At 59.5% G+C, this 24,217-nt stretch carries 23 protein-coding genes and 1 riboswitch; of the genes, 13 read left to right on the forward strand and 10 right to left on the reverse strand.

Translation table 11 applies throughout. The features are described from left to right. Window positions 1–30 precede the first annotated feature (30 nt). From RGM3321_RS17205 to rpoE, 4 genes are all read right to left on the reverse strand, one after another. Complete coding sequence (locus RGM3321_RS17205) at window positions 31–1,455, reverse strand: DegQ family serine endoprotease (RefSeq protein ID WP_244394084.1); 1,425 nt, start codon at window positions 1,453–1,455, stop codon at window positions 31–33. Window positions 1,456–1,753: 298 nt separating this feature from the next. Further along, entirely contained in the window at window positions 1,754–2,713 is a 960-nt protein-coding gene (locus RGM3321_RS17210; RefSeq protein ID WP_244394064.1) for a MucB/RseB C-terminal domain-containing protein, read from the reverse strand. 8 nt (window positions 2,714–2,721) lie between these two features. Next, entirely contained in the window at window positions 2,722–3,312 is a 591-nt protein-coding gene (locus RGM3321_RS17215) for an anti sigma-E factor RseA C-terminal domain-containing protein (protein ID WP_244394065.1), read from the reverse strand. A gap of 33 nt (window positions 3,313–3,345) precedes the next feature. After that, entirely contained in the window at window positions 3,346–3,927 is a 582-nt protein-coding gene (gene rpoE / locus RGM3321_RS17220) for an RNA polymerase sigma factor RpoE (RefSeq protein ID WP_002554912.1), read from the reverse strand. A gap of 497 nt (window positions 3,928–4,424) precedes the next feature. On the opposite strand from rpoE, the gene nadB reads away from it, so the two are divergent. Next, window positions 4,425–6,041, forward strand: coding sequence for an L-aspartate oxidase (gene nadB / locus RGM3321_RS17225; protein WP_244394066.1), 1,617 nt, complete (start codon window positions 4,425–4,427; stop codon window positions 6,039–6,041). On the opposite strand, the gene RGM3321_RS17230 is transcribed toward nadB, so the two are convergent. Together RGM3321_RS17230 and RGM3321_RS17235 are read right to left on the reverse strand one after the other, a co-directional pair. Then, entirely contained in the window at window positions 6,010–6,474 is a 465-nt protein-coding gene (locus RGM3321_RS17230; RefSeq protein ID WP_244394067.1) for a protein YgfX, read from the reverse strand. The genes nadB and RGM3321_RS17230 overlap by 32 nt on opposite strands. Then, window positions 6,458–6,712: a succinate dehydrogenase assembly factor 2 gene (locus RGM3321_RS17235; protein WP_003378499.1), complete on the reverse strand. Its 255-nt coding sequence runs from the start codon at window positions 6,710–6,712 to the stop codon at window positions 6,458–6,460. Before RGM3321_RS17235 ends, RGM3321_RS17230 begins: the two co-directional genes overlap by 17 nt. A gap of 153 nt (window positions 6,713–6,865) precedes the next feature. On the opposite strand from RGM3321_RS17235, the gene RGM3321_RS17240 reads away from it, so the two are divergent. Both RGM3321_RS17240 and RGM3321_RS17245 read left to right on the forward strand, forming a co-directional pair. Continuing rightward, window positions 6,866–7,807 (forward strand): folate-binding protein YgfZ, encoded by a 942-nt coding sequence (locus RGM3321_RS17240; protein WP_244394068.1) that lies wholly within the window; start codon window positions 6,866–6,868, stop codon window positions 7,805–7,807. Window positions 7,808–7,921: 114 nt separating this feature from the next. Then, window positions 7,922–8,743, forward strand: coding sequence for an HDOD domain-containing protein (locus RGM3321_RS17245; protein WP_244394069.1), 822 nt, complete (start codon window positions 7,922–7,924; stop codon window positions 8,741–8,743). 2 nt (window positions 8,744–8,745) lie between these two features. On the opposite strand, the gene RGM3321_RS17250 is transcribed toward RGM3321_RS17245, so the two are convergent. Both RGM3321_RS17250 and RGM3321_RS17255 read right to left on the reverse strand, forming a co-directional pair. Next, the gene (locus tag RGM3321_RS17250; RefSeq protein WP_004664052.1) at window positions 8,746–10,128 is read right to left on the reverse strand and encodes a sensor histidine kinase; all 1,383 of its coding nucleotides are present in this window, start codon (window positions 10,126–10,128) and stop codon (window positions 8,746–8,748) included. Continuing rightward, the gene (locus RGM3321_RS17255; RefSeq protein ID WP_244394070.1) at window positions 10,121–10,792 is read right to left on the reverse strand and encodes a response regulator; all 672 of its coding nucleotides are present in this window, start codon (window positions 10,790–10,792) and stop codon (window positions 10,121–10,123) included. Before RGM3321_RS17255 ends, RGM3321_RS17250 begins: the two co-directional genes overlap by 8 nt. A 479-nt stretch (window positions 10,793–11,271) precedes the next feature. Between RGM3321_RS17255 and RGM3321_RS17260 the strand changes: the two genes are divergently transcribed. The 4 genes from RGM3321_RS17260 (at window position 11,272) to RGM3321_RS17275 (ending at window position 15,316) form a co-directional block, all read left to right on the forward strand. Further along, window positions 11,272–12,252, forward strand: a complete 981-nt coding sequence (locus RGM3321_RS17260; protein ID WP_244394071.1) for a tripartite tricarboxylate transporter substrate binding protein — start codon at window positions 11,272–11,274, stop codon at window positions 12,250–12,252. A gap of 62 nt (window positions 12,253–12,314) precedes the next feature. Then, on the forward strand, window positions 12,315–12,773 hold the full coding sequence (locus tag RGM3321_RS17265) for a tripartite tricarboxylate transporter TctB family protein (protein ID WP_244394072.1): 459 nt from the start codon (window positions 12,315–12,317) through the stop codon (window positions 12,771–12,773). 1 nt (window position 12,774) lies between these two features. After that, window positions 12,775–14,289: a tripartite tricarboxylate transporter permease gene (locus tag RGM3321_RS17270; protein WP_002554921.1), complete on the forward strand. Its 1,515-nt coding sequence runs from the start codon at window positions 12,775–12,777 to the stop codon at window positions 14,287–14,289. Further along, on the forward strand, window positions 14,282–15,316 hold the full coding sequence (locus RGM3321_RS17275; protein ID WP_058400811.1) for an AbrB family transcriptional regulator: 1,035 nt from the start codon (window positions 14,282–14,284) through the stop codon (window positions 15,314–15,316). Before RGM3321_RS17270 ends, RGM3321_RS17275 begins: the two co-directional genes overlap by 8 nt. 20 nt (window positions 15,317–15,336) lie before the next feature. On the opposite strand, the gene ung is transcribed toward RGM3321_RS17275, so the two are convergent. Together ung and RGM3321_RS17285 are read right to left on the reverse strand one after the other, a co-directional pair. Continuing rightward, window positions 15,337–16,029 (reverse strand): uracil-DNA glycosylase, encoded by a 693-nt coding sequence (gene ung, locus RGM3321_RS17280; protein WP_244394073.1) that lies wholly within the window; start codon window positions 16,027–16,029, stop codon window positions 15,337–15,339. Window positions 16,030–16,224: 195 nt separating this feature from the next. Beyond that, window positions 16,225–16,716: a hypothetical protein gene (locus RGM3321_RS17285; RefSeq protein ID WP_244394074.1), complete on the reverse strand. Its 492-nt coding sequence runs from the start codon at window positions 16,714–16,716 to the stop codon at window positions 16,225–16,227. Between the two features lie 396 nt (window positions 16,717–17,112). Continuing rightward, window positions 17,113–17,215: riboswitch (guanidine-I (ykkC/yxkD leader) on the forward strand. 64 nt (window positions 17,216–17,279) lie between these two features. On the opposite strand from RGM3321_RS17285, the gene RGM3321_RS17290 reads away from it, so the two are divergent. The 6 genes from RGM3321_RS17290 to RGM3321_RS17315 all read left to right on the forward strand — a co-directional run. Then, a complete protein-coding gene (locus RGM3321_RS17290; protein WP_244394075.1) occupies window positions 17,280–18,344 on the forward strand; it encodes a putative urea ABC transporter substrate-binding protein in 1,065 nt (354 codons plus the stop codon). A 27-nt stretch (window positions 18,345–18,371) separates the two neighbouring features. After that, entirely contained in the window at window positions 18,372–19,187 is an 816-nt protein-coding gene (locus RGM3321_RS17295) for an ABC transporter permease (protein WP_244394076.1), read from the forward strand. Continuing rightward, window positions 19,184–19,966 carry an ABC transporter ATP-binding protein gene (locus RGM3321_RS17300; protein ID WP_244394077.1) on the forward strand — a complete coding sequence of 261 codons (783 nt, stop codon included), beginning with the start codon at window positions 19,184–19,186 and terminating at the stop codon, window positions 19,964–19,966. The genes RGM3321_RS17295 and RGM3321_RS17300 overlap by 4 nt, the downstream gene beginning before the upstream one ends. Beyond that, on the forward strand, window positions 19,963–20,688 hold the full coding sequence (locus RGM3321_RS17305) for an urea amidolyase associated protein UAAP1 (protein WP_057401535.1): 726 nt from the start codon (window positions 19,963–19,965) through the stop codon (window positions 20,686–20,688). The genes RGM3321_RS17300 and RGM3321_RS17305 overlap by 4 nt, the downstream gene beginning before the upstream one ends. A gap of 11 nt (window positions 20,689–20,699) precedes the next feature. Further along, entirely contained in the window at window positions 20,700–21,317 is a 618-nt protein-coding gene (locus tag RGM3321_RS17310; RefSeq protein WP_244394078.1) for an urea amidolyase associated protein UAAP2, read from the forward strand. Window positions 21,318–21,427: 110 nt separating this feature from the next. Continuing rightward, window positions 21,428–24,217: 5-oxoprolinase/urea amidolyase family protein (locus RGM3321_RS17315; RefSeq protein WP_244394079.1), on the forward strand; the 2,790-nt coding region annotated here is incomplete at its 3' end.

A 24,217-nucleotide genomic window follows, 5' to 3' on the forward strand; every position in this document is an offset into this window, starting at 1 on the left:
GTAGCCACCCTTCCCGGTCAAACCGACCTGTTACTCGGACAGCTTGAAGGTGATGAAGGTCGCACGGCCCTGACGCAGAACGCGCATCGAGACAGAGCGATCCTTGGGCAGGCTTTTCGCCACATCAGTGAACTGCTTACTGGAGGTAATCGCCTGATTGTTCAGGTGAGTGATCACATCACCCGGCTGCAGGCCAATCAGCGAAGCCGGACCACCTGTAACTTCCTTGATGGCCACACCGCCCTTGAGGTCCAGGGATTTCTTCTGCTCGGCAGTCAGTTCGATCACCGACACGCCCAGACGGTTGCTGCTGCGTTCGGCGCCTGTGCCAGCAACATCGCCCATTTCCTGACCTTCATCAGGCAACGCGCCAACAGTGACCGTCAGCTTCTGACGCTTGCCGTCGCGAATCACTTCAAGTTCGGCCTTGCTGCCGTCCTTGAGGTTGCCTATCAAGTGCGGCAAGTCAGCCGACATGATAATTGGCTGGCCGTTGGCACTCAGAATTACGTCACCAACCTGCAGGCCACCCTTGGCAGCCGGGCCATCTTCAAGCACCTGGGCAACCAGCGCACCGGCAGGCTTGTCCAGACCAAACGATTCGGCAAGGTCCTTGTTCACTTCCTGAATAACCACGCCCAGCCAGCCGCGGCTGACTTTGCCACTGGCCTTGAGCTGATTGGCCACGTCCATGGCGACGTCAATCGGAATCGCGAACGACAGCCCCATGAAACCACCCGAGCGGGTAAATATCTGCGAATTGATCCCGACTACCTCACCGGCCATGTTGAACAGCGGGCCACCCGAATTACCCGGGTTGATGGCAACGTCCGTCTGAATGAACGGCACATATGTGTCGTTTGGCAGACTGCGGCCCTTGGCACTGACGATCCCTTTGGTCACGGAATGATCGAAGCCGAACGGCGAACCGATCGCCAGCACCCACTCACCCACCTTGAGCGTATTGGAGTTGCCCAGTTTGGCTGTAGGAAGGTCCTTGCCGTCGATTTTCAGGACCGCAACATCGGTACGCGAATCGGTGCCGACCAGCTTGGCTTTCAGCTCGCTGCGATCAGACAGGCGCACAAGAATCTCGTCGGCACCGTCGATCACATGATTGTTGGTCAGAATGTAGCCATCGGGGGAAATGATAAAGCCCGAGCCCAGTGACTGGGCCTCGCGCTGACGATCACCCTTGCCTGCTCCCGGCGGACGCGAACCTGGCGGCATACTGCGCTCGAGAAATTCGCGGAGCATGGGCGGCAAGCCTTCCAGATCAGGCATCTGCTGATTGGCTATGGCGCGGTCCGGCAGTTTCTGGCGCGTACTGATATTCACCACTGCAGGCGAGGCCTGCTCGACCAGCCCGGTGAAGTCCGGCAGGTTCTCGGCTTGAGCCGTAGCAACCTGGCCGAGCATCAGCACAGCGGCAATCAGTGAAAAGTAGGATTTCATGCGTGGTATCGACATATGGCTCCCGTTGGTAACGAGCAAAAAATTAAGCAGTACAAGCAACTGACTCAAAGACCTCAAGCAGCGATGCTCATCCCTGGATCAGCGACATGGCCTCTGGAAACGACAAAAGGCCAAAGCTGCGAGGCTGTGACCTATAGAAAAAAACCAGAGTTTTTGCAACGTGCAAACCTCACCAAACATTTCAGTACCTGCGCCCAGGCCAGGTTGAATGCGCCCTGGCGACTCTTGAAAACCAGGATGAAAATTTTTACATCCTGGAATTCGTGACTTCAAATGTTTATTTTTTGGCTGGAGATTCGTCGTAACGCATCGACAAGGCTATACGCTCGGCGGTACCCATCGGTATTTCTCCGACGACCGTCACCATCATGTCACCCTGCGGCGTTGTGAGGCGACGCGAAACAGCCACTGTCGGGCCTAACTGGGTGCGAATATCCGAGGAAGATCCGCTTTTCACCGCCTCGATGAACACCGAAAAACGCGCCAGACCGTCGCCATACATCAGATGGGTAACGGAGGATTGCGTGGAAGAGTCCTTGCGCACACCACCGCTGCTGACTTCGAAACCAGGCGGCAGCCAATCAGAATGCCATGCAACAGAACTTATGGACGGCTCGGGCTTGGTTTTCACCACAGACACGGGCTTGCAGTCGACGCTGGTCTTGAGCATTTGCTCAGACAGAACGCCAGCGGTATCGAGATCGGTAAACTGGAAACGTTCGAGCAACTGCCCCTTCTCGCTCAACAGAAGCGACTTGAGCACAAGACCGGTTTCGTTATCCAGGTGAAGTTCGAGGCCGTATCGATGCTGGTCCTTGGGAGACAGCGCAACGATAGTTGCCTGACGACCGGCCACTCTGGATTTTCCAACAATTTTTATGTCGTACCAAGCGGAAAGTCTTTTTACATCGAATGCGCGGGCAGATGAGTCGGCCGGATTGGCTACACCTGCTTCCAGGGAGCCGCTGACGCACTGTGTGAGCCCGTCAACACGCAGAACTTCCTGAGCAGAACCATCAAGCTGCAACAAACGCTCCTGAACCTGACCGTCCGCTATGCGGTGCCAGATTCGATGGGTAGAAAAACTACCATTGCGTTCGTATACAAAGGTGCCTTGATAGCTCTGCTGCTGATCAACCTTGGCAAGACGATTGATTGCGTCTTGCGCATCATCAGCCTGTACCGGGAGGGCAAGCCATCCACCAAGCAGTAATGGCAGTAGAGGGACGGCTCGCATGATCCTCCTTAACGGTTTTCCAGACTCGCAGCGCGTGCGTAAGGCAGAGCGCTTTCAGTACCTTTCAACGCTGCTTCCTGGGCGTGCTGACGCAGGTAGCCAGGCAAACGTTGATCACCTTGACCAGCACCCTGCAGCACACCGTTGGCCATAGGACCAGGTGCCTGCTCGGTACTTTCAGTGTAGCCAGCCAGTACGGCAGGGCCTTTCACTTGTGGAACGGTCAGGTTGGCAGGCTGCTGGGTCTGCTGTGCCAGTTGCGCACCGGCAATGTCATCCTGGTTATACAGGCGGACACCGGCCAGAACGGCTACGGTAACCGACGCTGCAACGGCCAGACGACCCAGCGTGCGCCAAGGTCCGCGTGCTGCTTTGAGCGGGCTGACTTCATCGGCGATTGCGGCAGATACAGCAGCCGAAATATCCAGATGCGGGATCAGCAACTCTTTATGCATAGCTGCACGAGCAACTTGGTAACGCGACCAGGTAGCGCGAGTACCGGCATCGTCAATGGCATTCAATACCCGACGTAATTCCAGTTCGTCCGCTTCGTTATCCAGTACCGCGGACAGCGATTCCTGCAGGGCTTCACGACTCATGGCGGGTTCCTCTCTTGGGCTATCGCCGCTGTCTCAGGATTCCTGCAACAACGGCTGCAGGGCTTTATCGATGGCTTCCCGAGCGCGGAAGATCCGAGAGCGCACGGTACCAACAGGACACTGCATGACGCTCGCAATGTCTTCATAACTCAGACCATCGAATTCACGTAAAGTTAGTGCCGTACGTAAATCTTCCGGGAGAAGCTGGATGGTCCGATGGACGGTGCCCTCGATCTCATCTCTCAACAATGCACGTTCCGGCGACTCGATGTCCTTGAGGCCATGATCGCCGTCGTAGAACTCCGCGTCTTCAGACCTTACATCGCTATCCGGTGGACGCCGACCTCGCGACACCAAATAGTTTTTCGCCGTGTTAATGGCGATGCGATACAGCCAGGTATAGAAAGCACTGTCACCGCGAAAGTTTCCGAGAGCACGGTAAGCCTTGATAAAGGCTTCCTGTGCAACGTCCTGAGCCTCATGGGTGTCGTGCACGAATCGCACGATCAACCCTAGAATTTTGTGCTGATACTTCAGCACCAACAGATCAAATGCTCGCGTATCGCCACGCTGTACGCGCTCGACAAGCTGCTGATCCTCTTCCTGGGTTAGCATGAACACTCCTCGTTAAGCATGAAGGAGTGTTGCAACTGACATTGTTCAGGCTCGCAAACATAGACTCGGGCTTTTCGCAAAAGTTCTCCCCCTTCAAGCAAGTTTCCTGCAGGCAATCGTAAAGCCTGCACGAAAAACGCAGCGCGACACGGTCGGCTGCGTGAATAGTCTTGTCGCCGGTCTCGCAGTTGATGATCACTTATCTAACCCTGCGAAAACGACGCTGTTCCTGTGTAGGCAACCTGCTATTGAGCATGGATCCTGGCAAAAAGTTCCATTGACACAATCACAGGTGTGAGCCGCACACTGCACAAAGTTCTTTGAAATCAGTGCACTGGAGCATTTCCAGTAACAGATAACAGGGAAAACAATATGCATGACATCCGGGACTGGAGCACAATCCATACCCGCCGTGGTCTCACATTGCCATGTAGGCGTGGCTATTGTGCCGTTACCCCAATACTTATACTAGTGGTCGCCAAGGGCAGAATTCGCAGATGAGTCAACATTTTCAGCATGACGTACTGGTAATTGGCAGTGGCGCTGCCGGGCTGAGCCTGGCATTGACCCTCCCCGGCCACCTGAGCATCGCAGTGCTGAGCAAAGGCGATCTGGCCAATGGCTCGACATTCTGGGCCCAGGGCGGTGTGGCAGCGGTACTGGATGACACCGATACCGTGCAGTCTCATGTTGAAGACACGCTGAATGCCGGCGGCGGCCTTTGCAACGAAGAAGCGGTGCGTTTCACCGTCGAGCACAGCCGCGAGGCCATTCAGTGGCTGATTGAACAGGGCGTGCCTTTCACTCGGGGCGATGACGCAGATAGCGATGAAAGCGGCTTTGAATTCCACCTGACACGCGAAGGCGGCCACAGCCACCGGCGGATCATCCACGCCGCCGATGCCACAGGCGCAGCCATCTTTCGCACTCTGCTTGAACAGGCCCGTAAACGGCCGAATATAGAACTGCTCGAGCAGCGCGCCGCCATCGACCTGATCACCGAACGCCGTCTCGGGCTGGAAGGCCAGCGCTGCCTGGGCGCTTATGTACTCAATCGCACCAGCGGTGAAGTGGACACCTACGGCGCGCGCTTTACCATCCTCGCGTCAGGTGGCGCTGCCAAGGTCTACCTGTACACCAGCAACCCCGACGGTGCGTGCGGCGACGGCATCGCCATGGCCTGGCGTTCCGGTTGCCGAGTGGCGAACCTGGAATTCAACCAGTTTCACCCCACTTGCCTGTATCACCCGCAAGCCAAGAGTTTTCTGATCACCGAAGCACTTCGCGGTGAAGGCGCCTACCTCAAGCTGCCCAACGGCGAGCGCTTCATGCAACGGTTCGACGAACGGGCAGAACTGGCCCCCCGCGATATTGTTGCCCGAGCGATAGACCACGAAATGAAGCGACTGGGTATCGACTGTGTCTATCTGGACATCAGCCACAAACCGGAAGCCTTTATCAAAACGCACTTTCCAACCGTCTACGAGCGCTGCCTGGAATTCTCCATCGACATCACTCGCCAGCCGATTCCGGTGGTCCCGGCAGCGCATTACACCTGTGGCGGTGTCATGGTGGACAGCAAGGGCCACACCGATGTGCCGGGCCTGTACGCCATCGGCGAGACCAGCTTCACAGGCCTGCACGGCGCCAACCGCATGGCCAGCAACTCACTGCTGGAGTGCTTCGTGTATGCCCGCTCGGCAGCGACAGACATCGAGCAGCAACTGGCCGACGTACAGATGCCCACCGACCTTCCGGCCTGGGACGCCAGCCAGGTGACTGATTCGGACGAAGACGTGATCATCGCGCACAACTGGGATGAACTGAGACGATTCATGTGGGACTACGTCGGCATTGTGCGTACCAACAAGCGCCTGCAACGCGCTCAGCACCGTGTGCGTTTGTTACTGGATGAGATCGACGAGTTCTACAGCAACTACAAGGTCAGCCGTGACCTGATCGAGCTGCGCAATCTGGCGCAGGTGGCAGAACTGATGATCTGCTCGGCCATGCAGCGCAAGGAAAGCCGTGGCCTGCATTACACACTGGACTACCCGGACATGTTGCCGGAGGCGCTGGACACTATTCTGGTGCCGCCCACTTACGTCGGCTGAACTTCAGGCGTACACGCAGACGCCGGTGAGTGTCCGGTGTCAGCGCATCAAGCGCGATGCAGCAGCTTTTTATCGAGCGGCCCGGCCGGCCTGCGATAATCGGCCGAAAACGCAGAATCACGACCAACGGTAACGCAAGGCTGTCCGGGCATAACTGCACGGGCTGCCAGCCGTCGCATTCGTTCCACAATTGCCAGCCTTGATGATCGCGCTTCAGCGCGGTGAAGGCTGCCGGATGACTGAGCAGGATCGAGCGCGGCAACGTCCACGCAGCATGCATCAGGCAAAACAGCACGCCCAGTGCCAGCGCCAACGAAGCGATGTTCAGCCAGGACAGCGCGACCAGCGCCAGCAGCTGAACGGCGAGATACGCCGTCAGTAGCAGGCGCGAGGCCTGCCAGTGACATTCAAATCGATCACTTGGGCTGGACACGATCCAGAATCATGCGAACCATACGCTGCAATTCAGCATCTTCGGATTCGGCGCGCTGCATGAACCAACCGAACATGTCCTGATCTTCACAAGTGAGCAGACGGCGATACAGATCACGATCCACGTCATTCAAATGCGGATAGACCTCACGGACAAACGGTACCAGCAGCACGTCCAGTTCAAGCATGCCACGGCGGCTGTGCCAGTAAAGGCGGTTGAGTTCGACGTCTTCGACCATGGAGCGCTCCTCAAAGTAGGCGGCAAGTATACAGCCGTGAGCCGGGCACGCGAATCTTGCAATGGTCGCAGCAGTTTTCACGTACCCCGTATGCATAACCTCGACTCGGCACTATGATGTGCCCCCGGACTTTTTTCCCAATCTGCGATGACCATGACCCAAAAAGCTTTTTTCTGCACGCTATCCCATGAGGGCGTTCTCGCCGTTCGCGGCGTGGATGCCAGCAAGTTTCTTCAGGGTCAGCTGACGTGCAACCTAAATTACCTTAATGAAGACAAATCCAGCCTCGGTGCCCGCTGCACGCAGAAGGGCCGGATGCAGTCGAGTTTTCGCATCGTTTTCGAAGGCGACGGTTGCCTGCTGGCGATGGCCAGCGAGCTGATCGAGCCGCAATTGCTGGACCTGCGTAAATACGCAGTGTTCTCCAAATCGAAACTGACTGACGAAAGCGCAGAATGGGTGCGCTTCGGCCTGCAGGATGGCGACAGCGCGCTGGTCGGCCTGGGCCTGAATCTGGCGCAGGAAACCGATGCTGTGGTGCGAGCCAATGAACTCATCGCAATCCGTGTCTCCCCGGGCCGGGCCGAACTCTGGGTACGCGCCGGGCAGGCAGACAGCATCAAATCACAGCTGGCTTCGCAGTTGAGCGAAGGCCCGCTCAATGACTGGTTGCTGGGTCAGATACGGGTCGGCATCGGCCAGGTATTTGGCAGCACCCGCGAGGAATTCATCCCGCAGATGATCAACCTGCAGGCCGTCGGCGGCGTCAGCTTCAAGAAGGGCTGCTACACCGGCCAGGAAATCGTCGCGCGCATGCAATACCTGGGCAAGCTCAAACGCAGGCTCTACCGCCTGACGCTGAGCAGCGAAGAAATCCCGGAGCCGGGTACGGCACTGTTTTCGCCGGTACACGCCAGCGCCGTGGGCAACGTGGTCATCGCCGCACATTCCGGCCAGAATGTTGAACTGCTCGCCGTAGTGCAGGGCGATGCGGCAGAAAATGGCCATATAAATCTTGGCTCGCCAGAAGGCGCAGCGCTGCAAATGAGTGATCTGCCCTACATACTGGACAGCAAACTCGAAACTCAGCGCTAAGCCAGACGAACACATTCAGGTTCCTAGTGTCTTTAGAGCGTTCCAGTGCACATGCTGGCGCTCTGCGGAGCGCGCGGAAAACTCTGGACACCCCCAACGGCTGCGAGATGCAACATGAGCAAGATGGCTGATGAGGTGCAGAGAAACTTGATCAAGGCCATCGACAGAGATGCCTTGTTTCTGCCTACCCTGCCGGAAGTAGCACTGAGAATTCGCCTTGCCGCCGAAGACACCGAAATCAGTATTTCGGCCCTGAGCAAGGTCATCGGTAGCGATACAGCCCTTTCCGCACGCCTGATAAAGGTCGCGAACAGCCCCCTGCTGCGCCCGAATTTTGAAGTCAGCGACGTCACCACTGCGGTTCGGCGCCTGGGCGTTAATTACACCTGCAACCTGGCCATCGGCCTGGTGGTCGAGCAGATGTTCCACGCCAAGTCTCCCGTCATCGAGCAGAAGATGCGCGATATCTGGAAGCAGAGCCTGCAGGTTGCCGGCATCAGCTACACCTTGTGCCAGAACTACACGAATCTCAAACCCGACCAGGCCACGCTCGCCGGGCTGATCCACTTGATCGGGATTCTGCCGATCCTGACGTATGCCGAAGACCATTACGAGCTGCTGGCTGATCCGATCAGCCTCAACCACGTGATCGACAGCATTCACCCGGTCATTGGCGAACGCCTGCTGCGCTCATGGGACTTTCCCGAGCCGCTGGCCTGCGTGCCGATTCAGTTCCAGAACTTCGCGCGCGTATCGAAAAGCCCGGACTACACAGATCTGGTGCAGATCGCCACAGTGCATATCCACAGGAACACCGACCACCCCTTCAGCCTCATCGAGATGGCCGACCTGCCTGCGTTCAGCCAACTGAGGCTTTCCAGAGCTGAAGGCATGCTGAGCGCCCAGATGGACGAAGCGAAGAGCATGCTCTACTAGGATCAGGGCGCACTGAAACTGACCCGAACCTTCAAACCCCGCTCGGCACCATCGTGCAAGGTGATTCTGGCCAGATGCGCACGGCATATCTCTCCCACAATAGCCAGACCTAGCCCGGCACCGCTGCCCTGCTGACTGCGACGGTAGAAACGCTCGAAGACCCGCTCCCGCTCATCTGCCGGAATGCCAGGGCCATCATCCTCGACCTCCAGAACACCCGGCGCATACACCCGCAACACCACGTTACCGCCCGGTGAAGTGTGAGCCAGCGCATTGTCGATCAGGTTGCTCAACAGTTCGTTCAGCAACGTCGGCTCGCCACGCAGCCAGACCGGCTCGTCAGCCTCCAGCGCCAGCGCGACGCCGCGTGAATGAGCCAACGGCGCCATGGCCATGCCCAGCTCTCTTGCCAGCTGGCTGAGGTCCAGTTGTTGCGCGCCGCCTTCGGCAATGGCCCGCGCGCCGTTTTCAATCCGCGCCAGTGACAGCAACTGATTGGCCAGATGCGTGAGCCGATCCGTGCCAAGTGCGGCTGATTCCAGCGTACTGCGCCAGTGTTGCGGGTCGCGCTCACGCAGGCCCAGCTCAACCCGCGCCTTGAGCGCGGCCAGCGGCGTGCGCAGTTCATGGGCAGCATCGGCGATGAACTGCGCCTGGCGCTCGAACTGCAGGCGCAGCCGCTCGGTAAAGTGGTTCAGCGCCCCCACCAGCGGACGTAGTTCATGCTGCACCTCAACCATTGGCAGCGAGCGCAGATCATCCGGCTGACGCTCTTCGACTGCGGTGCGCAAGCGTTCCAGCGGTCGCAATGCCGCGCTGACCGTGAACCAGACCAGCAGCAGCGCGCCCCCTCCGAGCATGCCCAGGCGCAGCAATGTGTCGGCCATCAGGCTGCGCGCCATACCCTTGCGCGCCTCCTGGGTTTCGGCAACACGAATTTCAGCCGTGCCGTTCATGCCCGGATCAGTCACTGGCTTGAGCAGGCTGACCACACGTACATCCTGCCCTTGATAAATCCCGTTATAAAACTTCGCCAGCGCAGGGTAATCATCGGTACGCAAGGTGCCCGGTGGCGGCGAAGGCAGATTTTCATAACCGGAAATCAGCTTCTGATGGATGTCATTGACCTGGTAATAGATTCGTCCTTCGCTGTCGTAGGCAAAGGTATCCAGCGCCACGTAGGGAATGTCGGCGCTCAGCGTGCCATCACGCTGGGTCAGACCAGCAGCGATGGTCCGCGCTGAAGCCAGCAACGTGCGGTCGTAGGCGGTATCGGCCACTTCGCGGCCATTCCAGTAAGCGCTCATGCCGCTGGCCAGCATCAACACCACCAGCAGCAACGCCAGGTTCCACAACAGCCGCCAGCGCAGGCTGTCGTTAATCATCGCGGCTTTCAAGCAGATACCCCAGACCCCGAAAGGTCACGATGGCCACAGAATGCCCGTCGAGCTTCTTGCGCAGGCGATGGACGTAGATTTCGATGGCGTCAGGGCTGGCCTCCTCGTCGAGGCCGAAAACCTGCGCGGCCAGTTGCTCCTTGCTCATCACCCGGCCTGGCCGGGCGATGAGCGCTTCCAGCACCGCCTGTTCGCGAGAGGTCAGGGCCAGCAGTTCATCGCCGAGCGTGAAACGCCGTGTGTCCAGATCATAGGCCAGTACGCCGCAGCGCTGTTGCCGCTCGCCACCCAGCACGCTACGCCGCAGCAATGCCTTGACCCTGGCCTCCAGCTCGGACAGCTCGAAAGGCTTGGCCAGGTAATCGTCGGCCCCCAGGTTCAGGCCATGAACGCGATCCTTGACGTCGCTGCGCGCGGTCAGCATCAATACCGGAAGGTTTTTGCTGCGCGCCCGCAGACGCGCCAGCACTTCAAAGCCATCCATGCGCGGCAAGCCGACATCGAGAATGGCGACGGCGTATTCCTCACTGCTCAACGCCAGGTCGGCGGCAACGCCATCATGCAGTACATCAACGGTCAAACCCGCGCTTTTGAGCGCCTGCGCGACACTTTCAGCCAATTGCAGATGATCTTCCACAAGAAGAACACGCATCGCCGTCTCCTGATTGTCACTGTTGTTATCGATCCGAGCATCGAGGCTTGTGGCGGTGGAGTTTACAGGCAGGCCGCCGCCTGTGAAGGACAGAAACGATTCGCGGCCCTTCAATTGCGACATGAAAGGTAGCTGAAAGGTTTGCGAAAGGTTCGTCATCTAGCATCGCCACACGACCCGGCAAAAGGGTACGTAAAAACAGGCGCCCGGATGCGTCTGGACAATAAAAACAATAAATCGCTAAACGGAGTCACGTCATGTCTACGCCAGCCCAGGCTTGCCAGTCCATTGAGCACAGCCCGTCGCGGTTTTCCCCGCACCCGTCGCGACCCAGCTCCACCCTCCTGCAAAACATCAGCGTCCACCGCTGTACCGATGGCACCTGCGTGTCAGCGAACAGGCTTCGTGGTGCGCGAGACAAAAGCATCTGCTGAACAGCTTCTCTCTTCCAAAAACAAAAATATCTCTGGAGACTGAACATGAAATTCCCTCTGCGTCAGATAGCCGCCACCGCCGCCTGCATACTGGTTGCCAGCCAATTGTTTGCTGCCGAACCAAAACGTCCGGAATGCATTGCACCCGCCTCGCCGGGTGGCGGATTCGACCTGACGTGCAAGCTGGTACAAAGCGCGCTTATCAACGAGAAGATTCTGACCTCGCCCATGCGCGTGACCTACATGCCTGGGGGCGTCGGCGCAGTGGCCTACAACGCAGTCGTGGCTCAGCGCCCCGCAGACGCAGGCACGCTGGTCGCGTGGTCCAGCGGTTCGCTGCTCAATCTGGCGCAGGGCAAATTCGGCCGCTTCGATGAAAACGCAGTGCGCTGGCTCGCCGCCGTGGGCACAAGCTATGGCGCCATTGCAGTTAAGAGCGACTCGCCTTACAAGAACCTCGACGATCTGGTCAAAGCGCTCAAGGCCGACCCGAGCAAGGTAGTCATCGGCTCAGGCGGCACAGTAGGCAGCCAGGACTGGATGCAGACTGCGTTGATCGCCAAGGCTGCTGGCATCAACCCACGCGCCTTGCGTTATGTCGCGCTGGAAGGTGGTGGGGAGATCGCCACCGCCCTGCTTGGCGGCCACATTCAAGTGGGCAGTACGGATATTTCCGACTCCATGCCGCACATTCTGAGCGGCGACATGCGCCTGCTCGCCGTGTTCGCCGAGAAGCGCATCGACGAACCCGAGATGAAAGACATCCCCACCGCCAAGGAGCAGGGCTACGACATCGTCTGGCCAGTGGTGCGTGGCTTCTACCTCGGCCCGAAGGTCAGCGACGAAGACTACAACTGGTGGAAAGCCTCGTTCGACAAAATCCTGGCCTCTGAAGACTTTGCCAAACTGCGTGATCAGCGCGAGCTGTTCCCCTTCGCCATGACCGGCGCGGAGCTGGACACCTACGTCAAGAAGCAGGTTGCCGACTACAAACTGATGGCCAAGGAATTCGGCCTGATTCAGTAATTGAACTCAATTGACTGACGTTAAGTTGCGCCCGCACAGCGGGCGCGACTCAGGAGCTTCTCATGGTCATACAACGCATTTTTGCTGCCGTACTGCTACTGGCATGCGCAGGCCTGGCTCTAATGGCCTGGCCTTATCAAGCGCCTTTCTCCTATGAACCGGTCGGACCACGCGCTTTTCCGCTGCTGATGCTCGGGCTGATGGGTGCCGCCCTGCTGTACCTGCTGATTCGACCTACCCCCATTGTCCACACCGAGGAAGAACCAGCGCTGGACCGCGAAACCCTGGTCAAGATTGGCGCGTGCATCGTTCTGCTGCTGATATTCGCCGGGTTGTTCGAACCGCTGGGTTTCATCCTCAGCAGCATCCTGATCGGCATTCCCATGGCACGCCTGTATGGCGGACGCTGGCTGCCGAGCGTGCTGGTGGTGATTCTGATGAGCGTCGGCCTTTACCTGTTGTTCGACAAGGCCATGGACGTTCCCTTGCCTTTAGGCCTGCTCAGCGTTCTGGAGAACTGACATGGATACTTTCAGCTACCTGGGCCAGGGCTTCGGCGTCGCCCTCACTCCTTACAACCTGATTACCGCACTGTCTGGCACATTGATTGGCACCGTCGTCGGCCTGCTGCCAGGGCTTGGGCCTATCAACGGGGTGGCGCTGCTGATCCCCATTGCCTTTGCGCTGGGCCTGCCGCCCGAATCAGCACTGATTCTGCTGGCGGCCGTGTACCTGGGCTGTGAATACGGCGGGCGTATCAGTTCGATCCTGCTGAACATTCCGGGCGAAGCGTCCACTGTCATGACCACGCTGGACGGTTATCCAATGGCACGCCAAGGGCTGGCCGGCGTCGCGCTGTCGCTGTCAGCGTGGAGTTCGTTCATCGGTGCATTCATCGCCACCTGCGGCATGGTGCTGTTCGCGCCGTTGCTCGCCAAGTGGGCGATTGCCTTCGGTCCGGCGGAATATTTCGTACTGATGGTGTTCGCTATTGTCTGCTTGGGCGGCATGGCCGGTGACAGGCCATTGAAGACGTTCATTGCCGCGCTGATTGGGCTTTTCCTGTCTGCGGTCGGCATTGATGCCAACAGCGGGGTGTACCGTTTTACCGGCGATAACATTCATCTGACCGACGGCATTCAGTTCGTGGTACTGGTCCTGGGTCTGTTTTCAATCAGTGAAATCCTCTTGCTGCTGGAGAAGACCCATCGGGGCCAGGAGGCGGTCAAGGCTACCGGGCGCATGATGTTCAACGTCAAGGAAGCCGCCGCTGTGTTTGTGGTGAATATTCGCTGCGGGCTGCTGGGCTTCATCCTCGGCGTACTTCCGGGTGCCGGTGCAACGCTGGCCAGCGCGGTGGCCTACATGACGGAGAAACGCATCGCCGGCCCTGGCGGCAAGTTCGGCCAGGGCGACATGCGCGGTCTGGCCGCTCCCGAGACCGCCATCGGGGCAACCGCCTGCGGCGCGTTGGTGCCGATGCTGACGCTGGGTGTTCCGGGCTCGGGCACCACGGCGGTGATGATCGGCGCATTGTCGCTGTACAACATCACCCCCGGTCCGATGCTGTTCCAACAACAACCGGACATCGTATGGGGCCTGATCGCTTCGTTGTTCATCGCCAACATCATGCTGGTGATCCTCAACATCCCGATGATCCGCATCTTCACGCGCATCCTCGCCGTGCCGAACTGGGCGCTGGTGCCGGTGATTGCAATCATTACCGGCATCGGTGTGTATGCAGTGCACGCCACCACGTTCGACCTGTTCCTGATGGTCGGTATCGGTATCTTCGGTTACATCCTGCGCAAGCTGGATTTCCCGCTGTCGCCGATTCTGCTCGGTTTCATCCTTGGTGGTCTGATGGAGCAGAACCTGCGTCGCGCCCTGTCGATCTCCAACGGCGAACTGGGGATTCTCTGGGCCAGCCCGATTACCCTTGGCGTCTGGGTGGTGACCGTGTTCATGCTGCTGTTCCCGCTGATTCGCATCTGGCGCAAGCGCGCAAAACAGCAGGCTGCCGCAACGCATGGCTGATTCGTCACTGCGTCAATGGTGGGCAACGCCGCTGGTCGGCCTGCTCGGCGGCTACCTCGCCAGCCAGGTTGGCTGGCCGCTGCCGTGGATGGTTGGCTCATTGCTGGCAATTATCCTGGTGCGCTGCCTGACACCCTGGCAACTGACGCAGATTCCGGGCGGTCGCAAATGTGGTCAGCTGATCATCGGCATCGGCATCGGTCTGCATTTCACGCCAGTGGTCATTGAGCAGGTGCTGGCGCATTTCGGGCTGATTTTCATCGGTGCGCTGGTCACCAGCCTGTCGTGTCTGGTTGGCGTCTGGCTGATGCTGCGTACCGGAGAAGATCGCCCTACCGCTTTCTTCTCCAGCATGCCGGGCGGCTCCGGGGAGATGGTCAACCTTGGCGCACGTAACGGTGCGACGCTCAGCAGCGTCGCTGCTGCGCAAAGTCTTCGGGTGCTAGCCGTGGTGTTATGCGTGCCAGCGATCTTCAAATACCTGCTGGGTGACGGTACGCCTTCACTGCATGCCACGGCGGTCGATTGGCGCTGGCTGGCATTCCTGCTGCCGGTCGGCGCAGCACTGGCCTGGCTGTGGCAGCGTCTCAAGCAACCCAACCCGTGGCTGTTCGGCCCTCTGTTGCTCAGTGCCGTAGTGAGCGTGGTGTGGGATCTGAAAATCGGCTTGCCCAACGGCGCCAGCCAGTTGGGTCAGCTACTGATAGGCAGCGGGCTGGGTTGTCATTTCAACCGGGCATTCTTTCGGCGTGCGCCATCGTTTCTGGCGCGTACGCTGTTGGGCACTGCGCTGACCATGTTGATCGCCGCACTGGCTGCCCTGGGGCTGAGCGCCCTCACTCACCTGGACCTGCGTTCACTGACGCTGGGCATGATGCCCGGCGGCATTGCCGAAATGAGCCTGACCGCAGAAGTGCTGCAACTGTCGGTCCCCCTGGTGACGGCCATGCAGGTCATGCGCCTGCTGTTCGTGCTGTTTCTTGCCGAGCCGCTGTACAGGCGCTGGAACAAGCGGCTCGCTGACTGAGCCCAATCAGAAGCACTTGATCAGAGAGCGGGCAGTCGCCAGTCGATTGGCTCGATGCCGTTTTGCTCAAGGTACTTGTTGGCTCGACCGAAATGCCCGTTACCCAGGAAGCCTTTGTAGGCTGACAACGGCGAAGGATGGACGGAGGTAAGCACCAGATGCTTGGTCGCATCGACCAGCTTCTGCTTGCTTTGCGCATGAGCGCCCCACAGCAGGAACACCAGATGCGACTGATGCTCGCTGACCACTTGAATGATCCGGTCAGTGAAGTGCTGCCAGCCTTTTCCTGCATGAGAGGCAGCGTTGGCGCGCTCGACGGTAAGAGTGGTGTTAAGCAACAGCACGCCCTGATCAGCCCATGATTGCAGGCAACCGTGATTGGGAATGTCGATATTCAAGTCGCGCTTGAGCTCTTTATAGATGTTGACCAGTGACGGGGGTGTCGGCACGCCAGGCTGCACCGAGAAACACAGGCCGTGAGCCTGATTCGGGCCGTGATACGGGTCCTGACCAAGGATTACCACTTTCACATTGTTGAGCGGGGTCGAATTCAGCGCATTGAAAATCAGCGGCCCAGGCGGATAGATTTCCTTACCCGCGGCATGCTCCTGGCGCAGAAACTCGCGCAACTGCGCCATATAGGGCTGCTCGAATTCATCGCGCAGCGCTTCCTTCCAGCTGGGCTCAAGCTTGATGCGGTCGTCGCTAGTCATGGTTACATCCGGTAAAAACAATGCGCGGACACTAGGAAAGCCGGGCAGCAAAGTCAATGCCGGTTGCGCGATGCGCCTGCAAGATCGGACGCAGAGCGTCCAGAAAAAAGAAGTGCCGACGAGGAGCGTCGGCACGATAGTCAGTTCGCAGTAGCCAGTTCACGGCGTTGGCATGGCAGTGAGCGCAGGTTTCAGCTACCGATGCCCGCCCCGACCATCACCGCGCCCGTCTCGTCCATGATCACGGCCATCGCGTCCGCCTCGACCGCCATGGTCCTCCCAGCCGCGGTTGCCTCGGTCGCCGCGCAAGCCGTCATTGCGTCCGAAACCACCATTGCCTCGAAAGCCGTCATTACGCCCAAAACCACCATTGCCGCGAAAGCCGTCGTTTCTCCAGCCATAACCTGGTGGACGTCCCGGCTGGTAGTAGCGTGGCACTGGCGGCGGCGCGTAATAACGCGGTGCCGGGGCGTAGTAGCGCGGTTGGGTGTAATAGCGTGGCTGAGGCGCTACATAAATGCGCTGCTCCTGATAGTAGGTGGAGCGGTAGCCATTGTCGTACGCGTAAGCGCCACCGACGACGGTCGTCGGCTGCGTGTACACATCGGATTCGTAGTAACCAGGGCCTGCGTAGCAACCGGCAAGGAAAAGGGTCAGCAACGTGATAAGCAAGGGTCTTCGATACATGGCGGCCTCCTGGACCGCGATTGGGCACGAATCAGCGACGCTGATCGGCGTTCGCCAAAGCGGTTGGCGGACAAAGGTTAAGACACCGAAAAAGCACTCTAGTGCGTTGGCGCAGCGTGTGGCCCCCACGAAAGATGACGGCCATCCTTCACTCAAGGGCTCTAAAACCGGGGCATGCGGGCAGGTTTAAACCTCCTGCAAAGATGCTACAAAACATTTCAAAGTACCGATGCATCAACACAGTGCAGTTACGCACCGGTACAAGGCGGTTTCCTTCGGGCCTGACCTGCGATGATCCGGACAGGCCTTGAAAAACAAAGGTCCTGGCGAGTTGGCACAAGTCTCGCTTGATGAATGACGTGCAGGAGTCAACACAGGTTCGCGGCACCACAATTTGCAATAGCCGACTAGGGTTCCGGCTTGCCGACAGGCAAGTGGCTGGTCCGAGAGTTGGCGACCTCCAGTAGAGGTTACACGGCGGGACAAAAGCCCGGGAGACAGGGACACCAGTGGTGTCACGTTGCTCCTGGCCGTCTTTTTTCCACTACTGGAGATTTCTCAACATGCAAAAGTCTCGTCTCTTCGGCCTGCTCACGGCAGGCCTGCTTGCGTTGAGCCTCTCGGCGAATGCCGCCCAAAAAGATCACTTCAATGTCTGCTGGACCATCTACGCAGGCTGGATGCCGTGGGAATACGCAGGTAGCCAGGGCATCGTCGACAAGTGGGCCAAAAAATACGGCATCAAGATCGATGTCACCCAGCTCAATGACTACGTCGAATCCATCAACCAGTACACCGCCGGCCAGTTCGATGGCTGCACCATGACCAACATGGACGCACTGACCATTCCGGCTGCAGGCGGTGTGGAAAGCACGGCACTGATCGTCAGCGATTTCTCAAATGGCAATGACGGCATCGTGCTCAAGGGCGAAGGCAAAAAAGTCGCGGACCTGAAAGGCATGGACGTCAATCTGGTCGAGCTGTCGGTGTCTCACTACCTGCTCGCCCGTGCGCTGGACAGCGTCAGGCTCAGCGAAAAAGACCTCAAGGTCGTCAACACCTCGGATGCCGATATCTCGGCAGCCTTCAATACCGATGATGTGCAGGCAGTTACCACCTGGAACCCGATGCTGTCGGACATCAAAGCCAAACCCGGCGTGACCGAAGTCTTCAACTCCAGTCAGATTCCTGGCGAGATCATGGACATGATGGTCGTCAACACTCAGACCCTGAAGGACAACCCGGCGCTGGGCAAAGCCCTGACCGGTGCCTGGTTTGAAGTGGTCGCGCTGATGAACGCCAAAAACGCCCAGAGCAAGGCGGCGCTGGAGCATATGGCCAAGGCATCGGGCACCGATCTGGCCGGTTTCCAGGCACAACTGGACACCACCAAGCTGTTTGCCACGCCTAAGGAAGCCCTGGAGTTCGCCACCAGCAAACAGCTGCCGGACACCCAGCGCAAGGTGGCTGACTTCTCGTTCGCCCACGGTTTGCTCGGTGAAGGCGCACGCGATGCCAAGGCGGTCGGCATGTCGTTCGCCAATGGCGTGAACCTCGGCGACAAGGCCAACGTCAAGCTGCACTTTGACCCCAGCTACGTGCAGATGGCCGTCGACGGCAAGCTGTAAATCACGCTCAGTAAAAAGGTCATTGCCATGCGTTTGATAAACCGCCATCCGGATCGTGCCGGTCGCCTGATTCTGATGATCCTGCCGTTCGCCCTGTTGCTGTTCGCCTACTTCATGGGCTCGGCCACCCGGCTTGCGGAAAACCCCACCGACAAACTGCTGCCCAGCGCGGTGCAGATGGCCGATGCGGTCAAACGCATGGCGTTTGTTGCCGATACCCGCAGCGGCGACTACCTGCTGTGGCAGGACACGGCATCGAGCCTGCAACGTCTGGCCATCGGCCTGGGGATCAGCGCGCTGTTGGGCCTGTGCCTGGGCATTGCGGCGGGCATCCTGCCGTTGTTCGGTGCGCCGCTGTCGCCCTTGCTGACGGTGCTGTCGATGGTGCCGCCGCTGGCCATTCTGCCGATTCTGTTCATCGTCTTCGGCCTGGGCGAGTTGTCGAAAGTGATGCTGATCGTGATCGGCATCACGCCGATTCTCGCCCGTGATCTGGAACAGCGCGCCCGGGAAATTCCGGTCGAGCTGCTGATCAAGGCGCAGACCCTCGGTGCCGCGACCTGGACACTGATCCTGCGGGTGGTCCTGCCGCAGTTGCTGCCGCGTCTGCTTATTGCCCTGCGGCTGGTGCTGGGTTCGGCGTGGCTGTTCCTGATCGCCGCCGAGGCCATCGCCTCGACTGACGGCCTGGGTTACCGGATCTTTCTGGTCCGCCGCTACCTGGCGATGGACGTGATTCTGCCATATGTAGTGTGGATCACCCTGCTTGCCTGGCTGATGGACTGGGGCCTCAAAGCCCTGACCCGACGCGCCTTTCCCTGGTACGAAGGGGCGCGGACATGAGCTTTATCTGTGTGCGCAATGTCTGGCAGCAATACGACGATCAAGTGGTGCTTGAAGGCCTGAATCTGGACGTGGAAGAAGGCGAGTTCTGCACGCTGGTCGGCGCATCGGGCTGTGGCAAATCGACTTTTCTGCGCCTGCTGCTGGGTCAGGAAACCCCGAGCCGTGGTCTGATCACGCTGGACGGCAAGGCGCTGCGCAATGAGCCGGATGCCAGCCGTGGCGTGGTGTTTCAGCGCTATTCAGTGTTCCCGCATCTGTCGGTGCTGGACAACGTGGCGCTGGGTCTGGAGCTGCCCCGCTCGGCGTGGCTAGGCCGACTGTTCGGCCAGGCAAAAAGCGAGGCACGCGAGCACGCCGCGCAACTGCTCGGCAAGGTTGGCCTGGGGCATGCGCTGGATAAGTACCCCACGCAATTGTCCGGCGGCATGCAGCAGCGTCTGGCCATTGCTCAGGCACTGATCATGAAACCCCGCGTGCTGCTGCTGGACGAGCCCTTCGGCGCGCTCGACCCCGGCATTCGCAAAGACATGCACCACTTGCTGCTGGACCTGTGGCGCGAAACGAAGCTGACCGTGTTCATGGTCACTCACGACCTGTCCGAAGGTTTCAACCTCGGCACCCGCCTGCTGGTATTCGACAAGGTCCGCCACGACCCGCACGCGCCCGGCGCCTATGGCGCGCGCATCACTTACGACATCCCCCTCAACAGCGAACGCCGCGCCGAACGCGCCGCCATTGATTCGCTGCTCAACGTTTCAGAGGAGCCCGTTCAATGACTGACTCAACCACGCTGTACCCGGTTTTCGCCGAAGAGATGCTGCCCGGCGGCGGCCATCGTTCGTTCATCCTCAAACGCGGCGAACTGCTGCGCCTGACCGACCTGCACGGCAACGCCAACGTCAGCCTGACGCTGCTCAACGCTCACGAAAAAACCGAGCGGCTGAACCTGCCCGACAGCCTCAAATGCCAACACACCGCCAGGTTGAGCAACGGCCATTGCCTGTATTCGGACATGGGCCGTGTGCTGGCGGCCATCGTCACTGACACCTGTGGCTGGAGCGACAGCATTGGCGGCGTGCTCAACGCACAGGAAGTCGCCGAAAAATACGGCCAGGGCCGTTATCAGGAATTGCGCAACGGCTTCTTTCGCAATGGCGTCGATAACCTGCTGGTCGAGCTGGGCAAATGGGGGCTGGGGCTATCAGACCTGCTGATGACCCTCAACCTGTTCAGCCGCGTCGATGTCGACGAAGCGGGAGCGCTGCATTTCGCCCCGAACAACTCAAAAGCCGGGGATTACATCGAACTCTACGCACCAATGGACACGCTGGTGGTGCTGACCGCCTTGCAACATCCGATGGACCCAAACCCGGAATATGCCCCGCAACCGCTGAAGCTCAGCTGGATGAAAGCCGACGCCAGCGTTGCCGAGCACTGCCGCACTTCGCGCCCGGAAAACGAGCGCGGCTTCATCAACACTGACCGCCTGTTCGCCTGAGGGACCTTGTCATGAACGCACACAATCATCATTGCTGCGACGCAACCATACCGGCAGGCGAGCCGTTCCTGGCCGAAGTCAAGGCCGGGCAGACCGTGCGCATCCTCGATCTGCAAGGCAACCAGGCTGTCGATACGCTGTTTTTCAGTCTGAGCAACCCGCGTGAACGCTACGACGTACAACGCACCTTGCGCCGCCAGAACAGCGTGTACCTGACCACCGGCAGCGTGCTGTTTTCCAATCTTGGCCAACCGATGCTGACCATTGTCGATGACACCTGCGGACGCCACGACACGTTGGGTGGCGCATGCGCGCAAGAGAGCAACACCGTGCGCTACGCCCTGGAAAAACGCTACATGCACAGCTGCCGCGACAACTACCTGCGCGCCTGCCTGCACGACGGGCGTCTGACCAAGGCCGACATCGGTCCGAACATCAATTTCTTCATGAACGTGCCGGTGACAGCCGAAGGCGGCCTGACCTTCGAAGACGGTATTTCCGCACCCGGCAAGTACGTTGAACTGCGCGCTGAAATGGACGTGATCGTGCTGATTTCCAACTGTCCGCAGCTCAACAACCCCTGCAACGGCTACAACCCGACGCCTGCGCAGTTGCTGATTCGCGACTGACCCCGGCACCAGCCCTCAGCAACGGACGACCGTTGCGTAGATTGATCAATAGCGGGACGGCCCGCTTCCCATCACGAAACCGAGCGCGACTGGGTTTCCGGGGTTATGCCATGTTCGACAAACTGCTGATCGCCAACCGTGGCGCCATTGCCTGCCGCATCCTGCGGACCCTGCGCACCTTACAGGTCAAGGGCGTGGCGGTGTATTCCGAAGCCGACGCTGCCAGTCTGCACCTGATGCAGGCCGACGAAGCCCACAGCCTGGGCGAAGGTGGCGCAGCCGGAACCTATCTGGCGGTGGACAAGATCCTCGCCATCGCCAACGCCAGCGGCGCCAAAGCCATTCATCCCGGCTACGGGTTCCTCTCCGAAAACGCTGCATTCGCTCAGGCCTGCGAAGACGCCGGTATCGCCTTCGTCGGCCCGACGCCCGAGCAGCTGCGCGTATTCGGCCTCAAACACACCGCCCGAGCGCTGGCCAAGCAACAGGGTGTGCCCATGCTGGAAGGCACCGAACTACTCGACAGCCTGGAATCAGCCATCGCAGCGGCGCGTGATATCGGCTATCCGGTCATGCTCAAGAGCACTGCAGGCGGTGGCGGCATCGGCATGCGAGTGTGCCGCAGCGCTGAAGAGCTGGCCGACTCGTTCGAGGCGGTGAAGCGCCTTGGCCAGAACAATTTCAGCGACGCGGGTGTGTTCATCGAGAAATACATCCAGCGTGCCCGCCATCTGGAAGTGCAGGTGTTTGGTGACGGCCTGGGCGAGGTGCTGGCCCTGGGCGTGCGTGACTGCTCGGTGCAACGCCGCAACCAGAAAGTGCTGGAAGAAACCCCGGCCCCCAACCTGCCCGACGGCATGGCCGATGAACTTTGCGCGGCAGCCATCAAACTCGCCAGAGCGGTCAATTACCGCAGCGCAGGCACCGTCGAATTCGTCTTCGACAGTGAGGATCAGTGCTTCTACTTTCTGGAAGTGAACACACGTCTGCAGGTCGAACACGGTGTCACCGAGCAGGTGTGGGGTGTCGATCTGGTCAGCTGGATGGTGCAACTGGCTGCCGGAGACCTGCCGCAGCTGGAGCAATTGCAGGCTGGCCTGAAACCGTCCGGCCATGCCATTCAGGCACGGCTGTACGCGGAAGATCCGGGCCGTGAATTCCAGCCCTGCCCCGGCCTGCTGACGGCGGTGAATTTTCCGCCTGCCGATGGCCTTGCACTGCGCATCGACACCTGGGTTGAAGCGGGCTGCGAGATACCGCCGTACTTTGACCCGATGATTGCCAAGCTGATCAGTTGGGCGCCGACCCGCGAGCAGGCCAGCACCGGGCTGATCGATGCGCTAAACGAAACTCGCCTTTACGGGGTCGAGACCAATCGCGACTACCTGCGCCAGATCATTGCCGACAGGCCGTTCGCCAGTGGTCAGCCGTGGACCCGCTGCCTGGAAGGTCTGGTGTATCACGCTGACACGTTCGAGGTGTTGAGCGGCGGCACGCAGACCAGCGTTCAGGATTATCCGGGACGACTGGGCTACTGGGCGGTCGGTGTACCGCCATCCGGGCCGATGGACAGCCGCGCGTTGCGCCAGGGCAATAGCCTGCTGGGCAACCCCGAAGGATGCGCTGCGCTGGAAATCACCATGAGCGGGCCGTTGCTGCGCTTCAATACCGATGCGGTGGTCGCATTGACCGGTGCGCATATCCCGATCACGCTCGATGGCGAACCCTGCGCAATGAACACCGCGCTGCTGGTGTGCGCAGGCTCGACCCTTGCGCTGGGCACCATTGCCGGTGCTGGCGTACGCAGCTACCTGTGCGTACGTGGCGGGCTGGACGTGCCGGATTATCTGGGCAGTAAAAGCACCTTTACCCTCGGTCAGTTCGGCGGGCATGGCGGGCGGGCGTTGCGGGCCGGTGATGTGCTGCACATTGCGCCGTTGTTGGATCGTAGCGCGGGCCAGCGGATTGCCGATGAGGCACTTGAAGCGCTGCCAGACATCCGCCGGATAAGGGTCATTTACGGCCCCCATGCTGCGCCGGAGTACTTCACTGAAGCGTACATCGAGAGGTTTTTTGCAACCGACTGGGAAGTGCATTTCAACTCCAGTCGTACCGGCGTGCGCCTGATCGGCCCGAAACCCGAATGGGTGCGCGCTGACGGTGGCGAGGCCGGTCTGCACCCATCCAACATCCACGACAACCCCTATGCGATCGGCGCGGTGGATTTCACCGGTGACATGCCGGTAATCCTCGGGCCGGACGGACCCAGCCTGGGCGGATTCGTCTGCCCGGTGACCATCATCGAGGCAGACCTGTGGCAGCTGGGGCAATTGAAAGCTGGCGACAGGGTCCGATTCATCCCGGTCAGTGTCGAGGCGTGTCATGCAGAACGATGTGGGAGCGAACTTGTTCGCGAAGGCAGTATTCCTGACGCAGAAAATCCATCGGCTGTGCCGCCCTCTTCGCGGACAAGTCCGCTCCTACAAGGCCCCGCAAACTCCAGTAGGAGCGAGCTTGTTCGCGAAGGCAGTATTCCTGACGCAGGAAATCCATCGGCTGTGCCGCCCTCTTCGCGGACAAGTCCGCTCCTACAAGGCATCGCAAACTCCAGTAGGAGCGAACTTGTTCGCGGAGGCAGTATTCCTTACGCAGGAAGTCCATCGGTTGTGCCGCCCTCTTCGCGGACAAGTCGGCTCCTACAAGGCCCCGCAAACTCCAGTAGGAGCGAACTTGTTCGCGAAGGCTATATTCCTGACGCAGGAAATCCATCGGTTGTGCCGCCCTCTTCGCGGACAAGTCCGCTCCTACAAGGCATCGCAAACTCCAGTAGGAGCGAACTTGTTCGCGAAGGCTATATTCCTGACGCAGGAAATCCATCGGCTGTGCCGCCCTCTTCGCGG

This window comes from Pseudomonas sp. RGM 3321 (genome assembly GCF_022836805.1).
Lineage (GTDB): Bacteria > Pseudomonadota > Gammaproteobacteria > Pseudomonadales > Pseudomonadaceae > Aquipseudomonas.